The organism is Paenibacillus sp. FSL L8-0663 (assembly GCF_038008125.1).
GTDB classification, from domain to species: Bacteria; Bacillota; Bacilli; order Paenibacillales; family Paenibacillaceae; genus Paenibacillus; species Paenibacillus polymyxa_D.
This window is the reverse complement of record NZ_JBBOYM010000001.1, coordinates 4374028-4388315: the sequence shown is the minus strand read 5'-3', so window position 1 is coordinate 4388315 and position 14288 is coordinate 4374028. Positions and strand designations below refer to the sequence as shown.

The 14288-nt window shown below is 46.7% G+C and carries 15 protein-coding genes and 1 tRNA gene; 9 read left to right on the top strand and 7 right to left on the bottom strand.

Annotation, left to right across the window (positions count from 1 at the left end):
• Positions 1-40: 40 nt before the first annotated feature.
• On the bottom strand, positions 41-598 hold the full coding sequence (locus MKY75_RS19275) for a phosphatidylglycerophosphatase A family protein (RefSeq protein WP_069011037.1): 558 nt from the start codon (positions 596-598) through the stop codon (positions 41-43).
• A gap of 152 nt (positions 599-750) precedes the next feature.
• Here MKY75_RS19275 and MKY75_RS19270 point away from each other — a divergent pair, with 152 nt between their 5' ends.
• From MKY75_RS19270 to MKY75_RS19260, 3 genes are all read left to right on the top strand, one after another.
• Positions 751-1809, top strand: a complete 1059-nt coding sequence (locus MKY75_RS19270) for a GerMN domain-containing protein (protein ID WP_069011038.1) — start codon at positions 751-753, stop codon at positions 1807-1809.
• A gap of 275 nt (positions 1810-2084) precedes the next feature.
• Complete coding sequence (gene rph, locus MKY75_RS19265; protein WP_340886260.1) at positions 2085-2846, top strand: ribonuclease PH; 762 nt, start codon at positions 2085-2087, stop codon at positions 2844-2846.
• On the top strand, positions 2846-3478 hold the full coding sequence (locus MKY75_RS19260) for an XTP/dITP diphosphatase (RefSeq protein ID WP_165148721.1): 633 nt from the start codon (positions 2846-2848) through the stop codon (positions 3476-3478). Before rph ends, MKY75_RS19260 begins: the two co-directional genes overlap by 1 nt.
• A 95-nt stretch (positions 3479-3573) precedes the next feature.
• Here MKY75_RS19260 and asnB read toward each other — a convergent pair whose 3' ends face one another.
• Positions 3574-5418 (bottom strand): asparagine synthase (glutamine-hydrolyzing), encoded by a 1845-nt coding sequence (asnB, locus tag MKY75_RS19255; RefSeq protein WP_340886259.1) that lies wholly within the window; start codon positions 5416-5418, stop codon positions 3574-3576.
• Positions 5419-5581: 163 nt separating this feature from the next.
• On the opposite strand from asnB, the gene MKY75_RS19250 reads away from it, so the two are divergent.
• A complete protein-coding gene (locus tag MKY75_RS19250) occupies positions 5582-5941 on the top strand; it encodes a hypothetical protein (protein ID WP_318628045.1) in 360 nt (119 codons plus the stop codon).
• A gap of 324 nt (positions 5942-6265) precedes the next feature.
• On the opposite strand, the gene MKY75_RS19245 is transcribed toward MKY75_RS19250, so the two are convergent.
• Positions 6266-6559: a DUF4870 domain-containing protein gene (locus MKY75_RS19245; protein WP_016324668.1), complete on the bottom strand. Its 294-nt coding sequence runs from the start codon at positions 6557-6559 to the stop codon at positions 6266-6268.
• 174 nt (positions 6560-6733) lie between these two features.
• Between MKY75_RS19245 and MKY75_RS19240 the strand changes: the two genes are divergently transcribed.
• Positions 6734-6807, top strand: a tRNA-Arg gene (locus MKY75_RS19240).
• A 68-nt stretch (positions 6808-6875) separates the two neighbouring features.
• On the opposite strand, the gene MKY75_RS19235 is transcribed toward MKY75_RS19240, so the two are convergent.
• The gene (locus MKY75_RS19235) at positions 6876-8219 is read right to left on the bottom strand and encodes a 6-phospho-beta-glucosidase (protein WP_318628046.1); all 1344 of its coding nucleotides are present in this window, start codon (positions 8217-8219) and stop codon (positions 6876-6878) included.
• Between the two features lie 186 nt (positions 8220-8405).
• Here MKY75_RS19235 and MKY75_RS19230 point away from each other — a divergent pair, with 186 nt between their 5' ends.
• The 4 genes from MKY75_RS19230 (at position 8406) to MKY75_RS19215 (ending at position 11666) form a co-directional block, all read left to right on the top strand.
• On the top strand, positions 8406-9380 hold the full coding sequence (locus tag MKY75_RS19230) for a LacI family DNA-binding transcriptional regulator (RefSeq protein WP_318628047.1): 975 nt from the start codon (positions 8406-8408) through the stop codon (positions 9378-9380).
• A 222-nt stretch (positions 9381-9602) separates the two neighbouring features.
• Positions 9603-11015 (top strand): helix-turn-helix domain-containing protein, encoded by a 1413-nt coding sequence (locus MKY75_RS19225; protein WP_069011043.1) that lies wholly within the window; start codon positions 9603-9605, stop codon positions 11013-11015.
• 230 nt (positions 11016-11245) lie between these two features.
• Positions 11246-11407 carry an aspartyl-phosphate phosphatase Spo0E family protein gene (locus tag MKY75_RS19220; RefSeq protein WP_176715706.1) on the top strand — a complete coding sequence of 54 codons (162 nt, stop codon included), beginning with the start codon at positions 11246-11248 and terminating at the stop codon, positions 11405-11407.
• Between the two features lie 61 nt (positions 11408-11468).
• Entirely contained in the window at positions 11469-11666 is a 198-nt protein-coding gene (locus tag MKY75_RS19215) for an XRE family transcriptional regulator (protein WP_370682681.1), read from the top strand.
• Between the two features lie 261 nt (positions 11667-11927).
• Here MKY75_RS19215 and thiE read toward each other — a convergent pair whose 3' ends face one another.
• The 3 genes from thiE to thiM are packed head-to-tail and all read right to left on the bottom strand — an operon-like array spanning position 11928 to position 14283.
• A complete protein-coding gene (thiE, locus tag MKY75_RS19210; RefSeq protein WP_069011044.1) occupies positions 11928-12614 on the bottom strand; it encodes a thiamine phosphate synthase in 687 nt (228 codons plus the stop codon).
• Entirely contained in the window at positions 12611-13441 is an 831-nt protein-coding gene (gene thiD, locus MKY75_RS19205; protein ID WP_069011045.1) for a bifunctional hydroxymethylpyrimidine kinase/phosphomethylpyrimidine kinase, read from the bottom strand. Before thiD ends, thiE begins: the two co-directional genes overlap by 4 nt.
• The gene (gene thiM / locus MKY75_RS19200; RefSeq protein ID WP_039272594.1) at positions 13438-14283 is read right to left on the bottom strand and encodes a hydroxyethylthiazole kinase; all 846 of its coding nucleotides are present in this window, start codon (positions 14281-14283) and stop codon (positions 13438-13440) included. The genes thiD and thiM overlap by 4 nt, the downstream gene beginning before the upstream one ends.
• Positions 14284-14288 lie beyond the last annotated feature (5 nt).

The window sequence follows — 14288 nt, the reverse complement described above, 5'->3', positions numbered from 1 at the left end:
TGTTATATTCCCACGCGTTGTTTGTTATTTAGCATGTTGTTTAACGTGTTGTATTCGGTGCGCTTTCTTCCCCAAGCTCCTGCTCACGCTCTGCCTGTTTGCGATGGGCGATACGGCTGCTGGCCGAAGCTGCGATAGCGCCCACAATGTCGTCCAGGAACGTATGGATCGGCCCGAGGCTTTTATCATTCAGGCGTTCCAGCACACCTGGTTTGAGTTTATCGACATAACCGTAATTGGTGAATCCAATGCTGCCGTACACATTTACAATGGAAAAGGCCAGAATTTCATCCACCCCGTATAATCCCTCATCATTTTCAATCATATCCTGCAATGGGGGAAGAAGAGCGCCCTGTTCTGCAAGGATATCCAGTTGGATGCCCGTGAGCACGGCATTTTGAACCTCGCGCTTCATCAGTACCTTGTCCACATTCTCCATACATTCTTCCATCGTTAGGGTTGGGTAATATTTTTTCTGTAAAAGCATGACCAGTTCTGCGATTTCAGTCATGTTAACGCCACGCTTGTGCAGCCACTCGCGGGTGGCATCAGCTACCTTTTTACTGTTCAGGCTGTAAGGTACTTTTTTCTTGTCCATAAAATTGAAGTTACCCTCCTCGTATAGATCCTGATTTCTACTGCAATTATGACCAGTGTGTCCAGTCTGCTGAAAAAGTAGTTATTTTTTACGCGAGGCTTGTATACATATTAGTACAATCTGTACAAAATTGTTAGGGAGGAACTTCACTTATGAATATAAAACACCCATGGCGTATGACCTCTGTAGCTGGACTGCTATCCCTACCCCTGTTGTTGTCAGGCTGCAGCCTTTTCGGCAACGAATCGGCATCCATTGACCCCCCGCCGTCCACGACAGAGCAGTCCATGATTAAGGCTGTAACCGGAAAAGCACCTGCCAGTACAGGGCAACTGAGGGCTGTTTTTTTGCAAGATCATAACGGTTTGCTGGCCCCGGTATCTTTACCGATGGCTACAGGGGATGTACAGGCAGATGCCAAGTCGGCGCTGGAAGCCCTGGTTGAGGGGGGGCCGTATGCCGGATTATTGCCAGAGGGATTTAAAGGTGTAATTCCCCAAGGCACGGAAGTGAAAAGTGTGACAGTGGACAAGAACAACAAGCTGGCTGTTGTCGAATTCAACAAATCTTTCGCCAACTATAAGCCACAGGATGAACGAAAATTAATGGAGAGCTTGACCTGGACCCTGACCGACCGTCCTGATATTGAGAGCGTACAGATCTGGGTGGAGGGCAAAAAGCTGAACGAAATGCCTGTTGGCGGCACACCGCTGGATCATCCGTTGACACGTGCAGTAGGTATTAACTTGGAGATTGGTCATGGCGTAACACCACTGGATTCCAGTCCAGTCACTGTGTATTTCTCTTCATCTTCTCCTGCTGGAGTTCAATACTATGTACCTGTAACACGGTTGGTCAGCCCTGAAAAAGATCGTGTCCAGTCAGCACTGCATCAATTGATTCAAGGGCCGCAGACCAAAGATGGGTTACAAGAAGTGATGACAGGAGAGACGGCACTGAAATCGGTAGAACGCTCCAAAGACAACGTCATTACGGTATCGCTCTCGGATGATATGTTCGCTAAGGGAGAAGCAGTGCCTGCTGAATTTTTGGAATCGGTTGTGCTGACAGCGGCAGACAATTCAGATGATGCAGTCAAAACAAAAATTCGGATTGAACTGAATGGTGAAAAAAGCGTGATTGGACAAAATAATCAAAATTATGGAGAGCCTGTAGCCAAGCCGCAGCATATTAACGAAATCCCTCTTTAAGGGCGTGTTCAAAAGTCGGCTTTTCAGGACCGAGAAGATTGGATGAAGCTAGGGACTGAGTAGCGGAGCGTAGACAGATCTACGTGAGCAACGGAAGGCCCGGCTGAATTCAAGATTCGACGTTGAATCCGCTTCTTGATTAGCTTCGTCATGGAAAGACGACTTTTTGAACAACCTCTTTAAGGGCGGGAATCGTCCTTGGGGTGCTTTTGCCTGCACACTTTGGTAAAATAAACATATAAGAACAGGTTGCATACGACGTAGGAGGAAAAAGCATGAGTAGATCTAACGGACGAAACGGTGATGAGCTGCGCCTGATGAAATTGACAGCAGGAGTAAATAAATACGCGGAGGGCTCTGTTTTTATAGAGGTTGGCGAGACGAAAGTCATTTGCACGGCTACTGTAGAAGAACGCGTCCCCCCCTTTATGAAGGGACAAGGAAAAGGCTGGGTAACCGCAGAGTATTCCATGCTTCCGCGTGCGACTCATAGCCGTAATCAGCGTGAAGCTGCGCGTGGCAAGCTGACAGGCCGTACCATGGAAATTCAGCGTCTGATTGGAAGAGCATTGCGTTCGGTGGTCAATTTGCAGGCGCTTGGTGAACGGACGATTACGTTGGATTGTGATGTCATTCAGGCGGACGGCGGAACACGTACAACCTCAATTACCGGTTCTTTCGTAGCGTTGGCGATTGCGGTCAATAAAATTGCTACCCAGCACAAGCTGCCTGTTTTTCCAATTACCGATTTTCTGGCTTCCGTCAGCGTAGGGGTTGTAGGTGAAAAAGCGTTGCTGGATCTGAACTATGAAGAGGATTCCAAGGCCAAAGTGGACATGAATCTTGTCATGACTGGCAGTGGAAAATATGTCGAGCTGCAAGGTACAGGTGAAGAAAGCCCATTTGACCGTAACGAATTGGATCAACTGCTTAGCTTGGGCGAACAAGGGATTCTGCAAATGATTGAGCGCCAAAAAGAAGTACTTGGACCGATTGCTGATAAGATCGGTGCTGGACGTACAGGAGCTGGCGCCTAATGCAGCTGGATGGCCCGGTCGTCATTGTAGCTACGAAAAACAAAGGAAAAGTGCGGGAATTTGCGCATGCTTTTGCGCCGTTTGGCAAGGAAGTGAGAAGCATGTACGATTATCCCGACATTCCTGATGTCGTTGAAGATGGCAAAACCTTTGCCGAAAATGCACTGAAAAAAGCTAAAGCGGTTGGAGATGTGCTCGGATTGCCCGTGCTGGCCGATGATTCAGGCCTCTGCGTGGACTTGCTGGACGGTGCACCGGGGGTATACTCTGCCCGTTATGCTGGAGAAGGTGCCAGCGATCACGAAAACAATATTAAGCTGCTCGACGTTCTGGAATCGAAGCAGCTGGGTGATGATACGGGACAGCCTTTGCTAAGCCCGGCTCAATTCGTCTGTACCTTGATTCTGTATAATCCGCAGACTGGCGAGACGCTGGAATCGACAGGTTCTGTGGAAGGCTGGATTACTACTGAAACCGCCGGCAGCGGTGGGTTTGGGTATGATCCGCTGTTTTATTTGCCAGAGTTTGAGAAGACAATGGCCGAGCTGACGTTGGAACAAAAGCAGGCTATCAGTCACCGAGGGATAGCTCTGCGTAATTTGGCAACAAAGCTGGGTAATCCACAGGCATAGCTTGGTAACAGGGGCGAAATTATCCCCCATTCACATAACGAAAAAAGGCTATCCGTCAGTCATGAGTTGCGGATAGCCTTTTTGGTATTTTTAGCTTATCGAATCGCAACCTTGTAAGTGCGCAACCAGTTATCCACTTGGGCCAAATAGGCAAACAACTGCGGACCCGACATCAGTTGACCAAACCAAGGCAGATTGGTGGATGCCTCCGGTGAGGCGGCAATATCGCGTACCTTTTGCGCATCAATCAGCTTGAGCAGTGGGGAAGAGGAGTCATCCAGCAGCTGCAGCGCCTGCTTTTTCACAGCCTCAAGGTAGGAAGGGTTATGCGTTTTTGGATATGGGCTTTTTTTGCGATACAGCACATCATCCGGCAATACGCCTTCAAGCGCCTTGCGCAAAATACCTTTTTCACGTCCGCCTGTCATCTTGATGCTCCACGGAATGTTCCATACATATTGCACCAATCGATGATCGCAATACGGCACCCGCACTTCGAGTCCGGCTCCCATACTCATCCGATCCTTGCGGTCCAGCAGAGTAGGCATAAAGCGGGTGATGTTCAAATAGGACATAACGCGCATTTGTGCAGCTTTTCCTGTTTCTCCTGGTAGCTTCGGCACTTCTCCTACCGCTTCGGAGTAGCGGTCGTTCAAATACTCCAGCGGCTTGATCCAGTCCCGCACTTCGGGAGACAACAGACTGGCTCTCATGTCGGGTGCAACTGCCCACGGGAATGTACCCGAATTCAGCATATCCTCCCGGTGGAACCATGGATATCCGCCAAAAACTTCATCCGCAGCCTCGCCGGAAATAGCGACCGTAGCCCCTTTTTTAATCTCCCGGCAAAAGAGATACAGCGACGAATCCACGTCCGCCATTCCGGGTAAATCCCGCGTTAGCGTGGAGTTGTTCAGAGCTGCTACGACTTCTGGCGTATCGAATTCAATCCAGTGATGATTTGTCCCTAATTCATCCACCATCCGCTGAATCCAGGGGGCATCGGCTCCTGGTTGAAACGCATGGGCTTTAAAATGCTTGTCGTTATCCACATAATCGACCGAATACGTATGAACTTGTCCCTGCCCGGTACGTTTGTAATAATTGACAGCTAATGCGGATAGAGCGCTTGAATCCAACCCGCCAGACAATAAGGTACACACCGGAACATCCGAAATGAGCTGCCGCTCCACCGTATCCAGCAACAGTTCTCGTACCTTAAGCGCCGTTTCTTCGGTGTTATCCTCATGCGCAATGCTTTCCAGTGTCCAGTAGGCTTGAATGCGCACGCCGTCGCGGCTGTAAGTTAGCGTATGCCCGGGGCGTAGCTCCTTCATAGACGAATAGACGCCGTGTCCGGGGGTACGTGCAGGCCCGATGATAAAAATTTCAGCCAATCCCTCGGCGTCCACTGCTGCTTCTACCGCTGGATGCTGAAGCAGTGCTTTGGGTTCTGAGCCAAATACGAATACTTCTTCGGTCTGGCTATAAAATAGCGGCTTCACTCCCAGCCGATCCCGTGCCAGAAATACCTGCTCCCGCTCACTATCCCAGACTGCAAACGCAAAAATGCCGTTTAACCGATTCACACATTCGGGGCCCCATTCGATATAGGATTCGAGCAGCACCTCCGTGTCGCATTGTGTACGGAAAAAATGCCCGCGCTGTTGCAGCTCTTTTTTCAACTCAGGCGCGTTATATATTTCCCCGTTATATACAATCGTATAAGTGATATCCTCCAGCTGCCGGATCATGGGTTGAGCGCCATTTTCCGGGTCCATAACGCTCAGTCTTCGGTGTCCGAAGGCACACGGATTGGATATCCAGGTACCCGCAGCATCTGGTCCGCGATCGGAGAGCGTTTGTGTCATATTCAGCAGCAGCTCAGATTGATGCATTAAGTCTCCGTTCCACTGTATGAAACCTGTAATTCCGCACATGTCTGTTCATCCTCTCTTTATCGTGTTCATCCAGTGTTGGAATGAATCAAAAACTAAATCCCCAGTTCAACAGTATATATGCCGAAAAGAAGCATAAAATGTCTGTCCGTTCCGAAAACTACTGATGGGGCAACCCGTCTACTCGCAAGGAAGGAGGAAGACCATGTACTACATCAAGGATGCCAAAATACGCCGCTTCACTGAACTGGACGGAGTGCGCTGCGCTGAGGTAGAGGTGCGGCCCGGTGCCGCAGATGACCCGGAACTACTGGTCTATATTACAGCCAAGGATCAGACGGATGGTCAGCATGACTATGACATGGTACGGATCATCCGTAATGACGCCAATCTGGAGCTGGATTGGTACGACAATAATCTGCATTCGGCATTTGAGGAAGTGACAGACAAGGCTTTTACCGACTCTACACACATTACTGCTGGTGAGGAGCGAGAGAAGTTCAAAAAAGAATTGCTCTCGTATGGGCAACTCAGTACAGAGTTCGCCAAGGAGTTCGGGGCATGAGGATATGGTGTGCTATGCCTCGGCTTTTGTTGATTTGGGCCCCGGCGCCATCGCCGGATCAGCGTGAAAGGAGGGGGAAATCATAGACGGCAAAGCGAATTATAAGAAAAATAAAGGCAGCAGTTATATTCATAACAATGAGTTTGCAGAAGAAGTACTGGAGAAAAACGTAAGACATGAGGTACGTAGAAGCCCTAAACGCTTTGGGAATAAATAAGTAGCCATAGCCATTGAACTAAATAGCAACAGCAACTCATCAAAAATAACCCTAAAGAAGCCTCTGTATCCCGCCAAATTTGCGGAATATAGGAGGCTTCTTTTGAACTAAGCCGCTTCACGCAGCGTCATAATTCCTTTGTAGATGTTATACACAAAAACCCCGAGATAGACCACTACGAATAGCAGTACAAACCCGATCACTGAACCTGCATGATTCGCCGTTATAATAAAATACACTAGCGGAATCGCCGCAATAATGGGGAAAATATGCGATAAAATAGCTTTTTTTGCATGTCCCTGAACATATTCGTCCCGTACTGCAATCCACACAATGACAGGCACTAGAAAAGGTGCGAAGAAAATGCTGAAATAACAAAGTGACGACAAAAGACCTCTCACGGATTAACCCCTCCTTTATGCATGGTTCTTTGTACATAATACCCCGTTAGCGTCCAAATGATTCCTTTGCAGCCAGCTTCCCTACATCATGAAAAAAATGCTTTTGACAGTTGCTCGAAATGTGATATAATAATCAATGCGCTGAATACATAAAGTTTTATTGATCACCATCTTGTCCCAGTAGCTCAGCTGGATAGAGCAACGGCCTTCTAAGCCGTCGGTCGGGGGTTCGAATCCCTCCTGGGACGTATAGCAAAAAAAGCTTCCTACATGTAGGAAGCTTTTTTGTGTTTTAGTGGGATGATAGACGCCCTTTTTATACCGTTGCCTTCTCCTTATGAGCAAAGAATTGAGGCAGATGCTCTTTGTGTGCTTCTAGTAATTCATCCAGCACGGTTTGAGCAATGTCCCCGCTTGGTACGAGCGGATTCAGGGTGAAGGCTTGCAGTGCGGTTGCATAGTCACCGGTGACCGCCGCTTCTATCGTCAGCTCTTCCATTGCCTTCATCACTTGCAGCAAGCCCCGCTGTGCAGGTGGAAATTTGCCAAAGTTGACAGGTTCGGCACCATGAGCGCGAATGACACTGGTCACTTCGATGGCGCTATCATAGGGAACATCATCAATCGCACCATTGTTACGTGTACTAACCACCATCAATGTGCCTTTGTTGTTATAAATGGAATTAATGATCTCACAGGCTGCATCGCTGTAATGCGCACCGCCGCGTTTGGATAGTTCCTCTGGTTTGTAATCCAGATTCGGATCTTTATACAATTCAAACAGACTTTCTTCCAGACGTTTGACCACTTGGCCCCGAGTTCCTTCGTTTTTGGCTTCCTCTAATTCTTCCTTGAGCATGTTATCCGTCATATAGTAATACCGATGGTAAGGACAAGGCAGCATTTTCAATTGACGAACTTGATCATACAGAAAGCGCATGTTCTTAATATTTTCTACGACTTTCTCTGGCTTTGCGCCCGGAGCGTACAGTCCTTCAATAACTTGCTCTGTTAATTCGACCCCTGTTTTGTCATAAACTTTGTGCCAATGAAGGTGGTTAATGCCTGCAAATTTAAAGAATAGCTCTTCTTCCGGTTTGTCCAGCACAGCCGATGCACTCTTGATCGCGCCGATTGGAACATTACATAATCCGATGACTTTATCCCACTGACCATAACGAAGCACGGCTTCGGTGACCATACCCGCAGGGTTGGTAAAATTAATTAACCATGCATTCGGACACAGTTCTTTCATATCTTCGACGATACTGAGGATAACAGGGATGGTACGAAAAGCTTTGAACATCCCACCGGCCCCATTAGTTTCCTGACCGATTATGCCGTGCTTTAACGGAATACTTTCATCCTTAATCCGCGCTTCCAGCAAGCCTACCCGAAATTGGGTCGTTACAAAATCAGCGTCCTTCAACGCTTCCCGGCGATCCAGGGTCAAATGTACCTCACAATCAATGCCTGCGGCTTTTACCATCCGTTTGGCCATGGCGCCTACGATCTCCAGTTTTTCACGACCTGCCTCAATATCTACCAGCCACAATTCCCGAATGGGAAGCTCTGCATAACGTTTGATGAAGCCTTCTACTAGTTCTGGTGTATAGCTGGAGCCTCCGCCAATGGTTGCAATCTTTATGCCTTTTTTCATAGTTAGTGCCTCCTAAGTATGTTTTGTAAACCGCTTTCTTAAGCACAAATTCACTGTAATCCCTGTAATGCATTACAGGTCAAGCGCTTTTAAAAAACTTATTTTGGGAAGGTGACAATTATAGGGCGGACACTACGAACATGCTAAACACGAACATGCTAAAATAGAAAGAATGAGGTGAGAAAAATGGCGAATATTCATGAAATTGCAAAGCTGGCGGGGGTATCCTCGGCTACGGTGTCCCGTGTCATTAACAACCATCCGTACGTAAGTGAACCGACAAGACAGCGTGTGCAGGAGGTCATAGATCGACTGGATTATGTTCCTAATCTCAATGCGGTATCTTTAAAAAAAGGGATGACCAAGCTCATAGGGATTATTTCACTTTCTTTTAATGATTCATTGGGTTTATTTGTGCGCGGATTTACAATGTATGCCCAGGAGCATGGCTTTAATATAGCGCTGTTTATTACCAATGGGGAGAAGGAACAGGAGCTTGAAGCGCTGGAAATGTTGCGGAGAAAGCAACTGGACGCTTTGGTCTGTATGATTCGCGTTAATGAGTGGAGTGTGATTGAGCATTATACAAAATATGGTCCGATTGTGACCTGGCAGCGTGTAAACATTGAGGCAATCCCGTCTGTATTTATGGATCAGTATCAGGGCTATACGCTGGCATTGGAACATTTGTACACCCGAGGATATCGGAAAATTGTGAATGTGTACGGCAGCATGCGGGGGTTGAATACAAAAGAACGCATTCGAGCTTATCATGACTTTTGCGAAAAATATGATTTGGACGCTGAGGCCTTCCCGCATTTTTATGATTTAAATTCAATAGAAGCTGGTGAACAAATAGCTCATTGGTGGGCAGAACGAGCACCAACAGACAGGCCGGACGCCTTCGCCTGTTCTACCGATTATTTGGCAGCAGGTCTTTTGACTGAAGCGCGTAGGCTAGGTGTTTCTGTACCGAGTGATTTTGCAGTAGTAGGCTTTGATAACACCGAAATCTCGCATTTGCTTGATTTAACTACGATTCATTACCCGATAGACAAGCAAGCTGAGAATGCGTTCATTATGATTCGAAATGCCCTCGAAGGGCTGGAAGAAACGATACATCATCTGGAATTCAAATTAGTAGAGCGAGCGACCACCTGAATTCTGAAAGGGTTGTGTATCAAAGCTTCTCAATGAAAATGATGGAGGTGTTCACCCATCCATTGTTACAAATATTTAAATGCTAATGAATATATGAATTAATGTGGTATTTTCACCTTTTTAAGGGGTACTAATAATGTGGATATTGACTAATGCTCATTGACGTATGTTAAAATTTGGACAATAATTTGAGATGAGATTATAAAAATTTGGTATTTTTATATGAAAGGTGGTTATGACTTGGGACATACACCTACGATCTTAGATAAGTTTGAGAATTTTTTAAAACAAAACAATTTGACTTTGGCGCAATTTTCCGAACATTCAGGTGTTCATCAAAGAACACTTAATAATTGGATTACTAAGCATCGTCCTGTTGCTATACATCAGTTGGATCGAATCACGCTAGCCATGGGATTACCGGAAGGTTTTTTTTACGAACTATACATAGATAATTATATCATTGAGCGTTCCCCAGATTGGCGGCGAATTGAGCCGTTGTTATTTCGCTGTGCGGAACTGGACAAGTTACATGCGATCCAGCTTGTAGTGGCCCATATCATGGACAACCTCCTTTATTCCCCGAAGCTATTCGATGCGGCAGAAAAGTTATTCGCACAAGGTCAGCGTAATGCTGCTTTGTTACTCTATGAGGGGATTGCGGAAGGCGAGAAGTACCAGCACTCTGAACGCTTGGCTATCTGTCAGTATCGTCTGTTTACGATTCAGGTAGGGAACGATCAGATCCGAAATCTCAAGGCGGCTACTCGATTTGAGCCCTTTGTCGAACGTCTGGATGAAATAGATCAACTTGATGCGTTGAAGGATCTAGCGAATGTGTATCGTTCATTACACGAGTGGGATATGCTTTATGAAACAGCTCAAAAAATGAGACATAAAGCGGAAATTTATTATTCTATGAAACAACGGCAGAAGAAGCAAAAGAGTGAGGAGTCTTATATGAGGCTAAGTCGTCCCATATTTGTTTACATTACCTATGCTGATTTACTGTGTGCTAGTGTCTGTGAAGCCCAAGGCAATTATCAGCAAGCTTTACAGTTTACATACGCCTACGCAAATTTAGATTGGGTGATTGAGACGGACGAGGAAACCCGACACTGGATCAACTTGTTCGAGCATTGGGCAGTAGGTAATATCTTTGTAAATAAACTTCTGTCTGGGGATACCAGTGTGCTTCCAGATTATGTTGAATATATTGTAGCCACATCAATTACTAACGAAGATGAAAAGCTCTCAAAGCTGTTGAACATTATAATAGCGGCTAACCGATATGCAATAGATGTTGATGATGTACTCTCACGTTTTGAAGTGGAGTTTAATTCTTTTGATCCAGCATCTACTGATATGTACACACATCAAGTCGTACCAGAACACATAACGCTTTTTAAATATGAACTTGCTAAATATTACTTGAATAGAGGTAGCTACTCGCATGGCTTTAAATACTTGCTAGACGTTTTATCTAAATCATTAACCATTAATAAAGAAGCTTTTTTCATTAGGTGCATAAGACTATTTGAGAAGTTTAAAGCGTTTGCAGATGTTAAGGCTCATATGAAGTACGAAAGTTTAGTGAGCGAAGGGCAAAGAGAAAGATCGTTTTATTATTGGTAGTAGTATCCTTTTATTCATGTAGGATTAAAATCCTGTATGTAAATATTATTAATAGAAACTAGAGCCTCTGCTCCACTTTATTAGTGGAAACGGAGGTTTTTTGCATATTTTAAGGACGCCCTTATTTATGAAAACTTTTGTGATATTCTCTTTTTGTTAGGCGCATCATCCGAAAAACCAAAAAACGTCTTTTTATTCTAAAATGTGACATAGAGGAGGGGATCATACTGATGAACCAAGGTGTGACTTTACTTCGTGTCGAGAGAGCTAGGAGGAAACTGTACCAAGTCCAGAAAAAGTATGGATTTTTAACACACCCCAAAGTAATTGAGCAATCTAAAAGGTTGGATTACCTGTTGAATCATTACCAAACATGCAGATCGAATCATTAAGCTCTGGTGTATTACATGTTGCGTAATACATGATTCCAAAAACTAAAACTTGGAGGTAGTGATGTTGAATCATCGAAATTCTGTAACCCCTTTTGGATGGGAGATCAAGCAAAAACTGCTCGAGAAAAGAATGGATCAGAAAACTTTTTGTAGTACATATCATATTCCAGCTTCCAGATTGTCAAATCTCATTCATGGGACACGCAAGGCTACAAGATACAGAAAACAAGTATCCGAATTGCTCGGAATTGAAGAATAATGTATTATTTCTATTTTTGAAACGACTCTGTCTGAACATAAGTATTAATTAAAAGCGACTTATGCCATCGTGTTTCTTTTGAGATAAATAAAAATAGGATAATTCCGAATAAGATCATAAACATAATCAGTTCTACGATCGTATCGGTTATAATACTGGTCTTATATAAAGTCTCGACAACCTAAGAAGACGATCTGATTAATCATATCGTCTTCTGCTGGGTATGAAACGAGAAATTATTTAGTCAATCGAAACAATTTGCTATGATCCATACATCCCTCGATTTTTGATGCCTAGCACTACCTTTTTCTTTAATTCCTTGACCGTACCTCTAACCTGCTTTGTCTGTGTCACGGCTGAAATCACCGCTACACCATCTGCACCTGCACGTGCGACTTCCTCAACACGGTCGACTGTAATACCTCCGATCCCAACAATTGGCACATCAATTCCCGCTTTACGCATCTCATATAAAATTGCTGGCCCATGTACAGCATGGGCATCATCCTTCGAGAGGGTGGGATAGATTGGCCCGACGCCGAGATAATCAGCACCTTGCAGAATGGCTCGACGTGCTTCCTCAATGGTATGGGCAGAGACGCCTAGAATTCGATTTCCGATTCGCTCGCGGACGGTTTCGGCAGATTCATCGTCCTGACCGATGTGAACACCGTCAGCATCGATTTCAAGAGCCAGCTCCACATCGTCATTGATGATGAAGGGGACACCATCGTGGCGGCACAGTTCCTGTAGCTGGCGCGCAAGTTCGAACATAGGGATACCCGTTAATGCGCCATGGCCTTTTTCCCGAAATTGGACCATGGTTGCCCCGCCAGCCAGAGCCTCCTGCACGACCCAGCCTGGTTCCGCTAGGCAATTCACGCTTCCAAGCACCAGGTACATCTGTAGCTGGCGGCGCACCACCTCTGACAACATTCTGCCGCTCATAGAAGCATCTCCTGACGACGACGGAAGGCCCAATGATTGGTGGGCCCATGTCCCTGTCCAAGCTGCAAAGATTCCTCAATCGCCGCCTGGATGAAGGCTTTGCCATTCGAGATAGCCTCCGGTACAGACATCCCTTTCCCTAATTCCGCGGTAATCGCTGCCGAGAAGGTGCACCCAGTTCCGTGTGTATGGACAGTCCGTACTCGCTTGCCGCTCAGCTCTGTAAAGGCGGTTCCGTCAAAGAGCAGGTCAACAATCTGTTCGCTGCTCTCGCTCTCGTCAGCGTGGCCACCCTTGATCACAACGAATTCTGATCCCATACTGCTAATATGTCTTGCAGCCTCGCGGCGATCCTCCATCGTACGGATGCTGATCCCTGTCAGGGCTTCCGCCTCCGGGATATTCGGTGTAACGACCAGGGCCAAGGGGAGCAGTTCGTCCTTCAAAGCCTGCACCGCTTCCAATTGCAGCAGTTCAGCGCCCCCCTTCGCAATCATCACGGGATCGACGACGACCTTTTTCCAGCCGAACTTTCGGATCTGCTCACTCACAAGACGGATGATACCCGCATTAAACAGCATGCCAGTCTTCAGGGCATCCACTCCAAGGTCTAATCCTACAGCTTCGATCTGTTCCGCTGTTGCTTCCTGTGGCAGCGGATATACGCCGTGGACCCCTAAGGTGTTCTGTACAGTAATGGCCGTAATAGCTGACATGCCGTATACGCCAAGCTCTTGAAAGGTTTTGAGATCGGCTTGAATTCCGGCCCCGCCGCCACTGTCTGAGCCGGCAATCGTTAGTGCTCTGGGTACACGAGTGTCTGTCATCGCGCACCACCTGCTGTAGTTGTTCCAGCTTCACGGATCGTGACATGCCCCTCTAGCGAACCAGTATGTAGTTTGGCGAGCTCGTCGAGAAAGGCAATCTGGAAGCTGCCTGGCCCTAGCTCTGCGGTACGTGCTGCGGCTCGGGAAGCTGCTGCACTGTAAAATGCCAAGCCTGCTGTACCTGCGAGCAGCAGGTTGGGTTCAACAGCTGCAAAGGCACCTAACACAGAGGTCAGCAGGCAGCCTGCTCCGGTTACCTTCGTGAGCAGTACGTCTCCGCCGCTTATCATTCGTGCTTCGGCCCCATCGGTGATGACGTCTTCTTTTCCAGTGATGACAACCATTGTATTGAGCACTCGAGCAGCCCGAATTGCCAGATCGACATGGCCGCTGTCAGCACTGTCACCAGCATCTACGCCTTTAATCTCACGCGCTTCTCCAACAAGATGCGCGACTTCGGCCGCGTTGCCTCGTACCAAGGAGATTTTGACTTCATTCAGGATTCGCAGTGCAGACTCGGTTCTAAAGCTCGTTGCTCCCGCACCGACCGGATCTAGCAGGACTGGAACACCGTGTGCATTTGCTGATTGTCCAGCAATGATCATGGCATCCACCAGTTCGCGGTTCAGCGTACCGATGTTTAATACGACGGCTCCCGCTATTTTTGCCATGTCTGCTACTTCCTCGGGTGCATAGGCCATCACTGGGGAGGCACCCAATGCATACAGGCCGTTGGCGGTAAAGTTGGTGACTACCACATTGGTGATATTGTGAACGAGGGGTTTGCTATTTTGTACCTTCGTTAGGAGATCCGAATAACTTTTTTCCCATGTACTCATCATGATTA

Coding starts and splice junctions, on each gene's coding strand:
- MKY75_RS19275 (WP_069011037.1), bottom strand. CDS start 598: ATGGACAAGAAAAAAGTACCTTACAGCCTGAACAGTAAAAAGGTAGCT.
- MKY75_RS19270 (WP_069011038.1), top strand. CDS start 751: ATGAATATAAAACACCCATGGCGTATGACCTCTGTAGCTGGACTGCTA.
- rph (WP_340886260.1), top strand. CDS start 2,085: ATGAGTAGATCTAACGGACGAAACGGTGATGAGCTGCGCCTGATGAAA.
- MKY75_RS19260 (WP_165148721.1), top strand. CDS start 2,846: ATGCAGCTGGATGGCCCGGTCGTCATTGTAGCTACGAAAAACAAAGGA.
- asnB (WP_340886259.1), bottom strand. CDS start 5,418: ATGTGCGGAATTACAGGTTTCATACAGTGGAACGGAGACTTAATGCAT.
- MKY75_RS19250 (WP_318628045.1), top strand. CDS start 5,582: ATGTACTACATCAAGGATGCCAAAATACGCCGCTTCACTGAACTGGAC.
- MKY75_RS19235 (WP_318628046.1), bottom strand. CDS start 8,219: ATGAAAAAAGGCATAAAGATTGCAACCATTGGCGGAGGCTCCAGCTAT.
- MKY75_RS19230 (WP_318628047.1), top strand. CDS start 8,406: ATGGCGAATATTCATGAAATTGCAAAGCTGGCGGGGGTATCCTCGGCT.
- MKY75_RS19225 (WP_069011043.1), top strand. CDS start 9,603: ATGAAAGGTGGTTATGACTTGGGACATACACCTACGATCTTAGATAAG.
- MKY75_RS19220 (WP_176715706.1), top strand. CDS start 11,246: ATGAACCAAGGTGTGACTTTACTTCGTGTCGAGAGAGCTAGGAGGAAA.
- MKY75_RS19215 (WP_370682681.1), top strand. CDS start 11,469: ATGTTGAATCATCGAAATTCTGTAACCCCTTTTGGATGGGAGATCAAG.
- thiE (WP_069011044.1), bottom strand. CDS start 12,614: ATGAGCGGCAGAATGTTGTCAGAGGTGGTGCGCCGCCAGCTACAGATG.
- thiD (WP_069011045.1), bottom strand. CDS start 13,441: ATGACAGACACTCGTGTACCCAGAGCACTAACGATTGCCGGCTCAGAC.
- thiM (WP_039272594.1), bottom strand. CDS start 14,283: ATGATGAGTACATGGGAAAAAAGTTATTCGGATCTCCTAACGAAGGTA.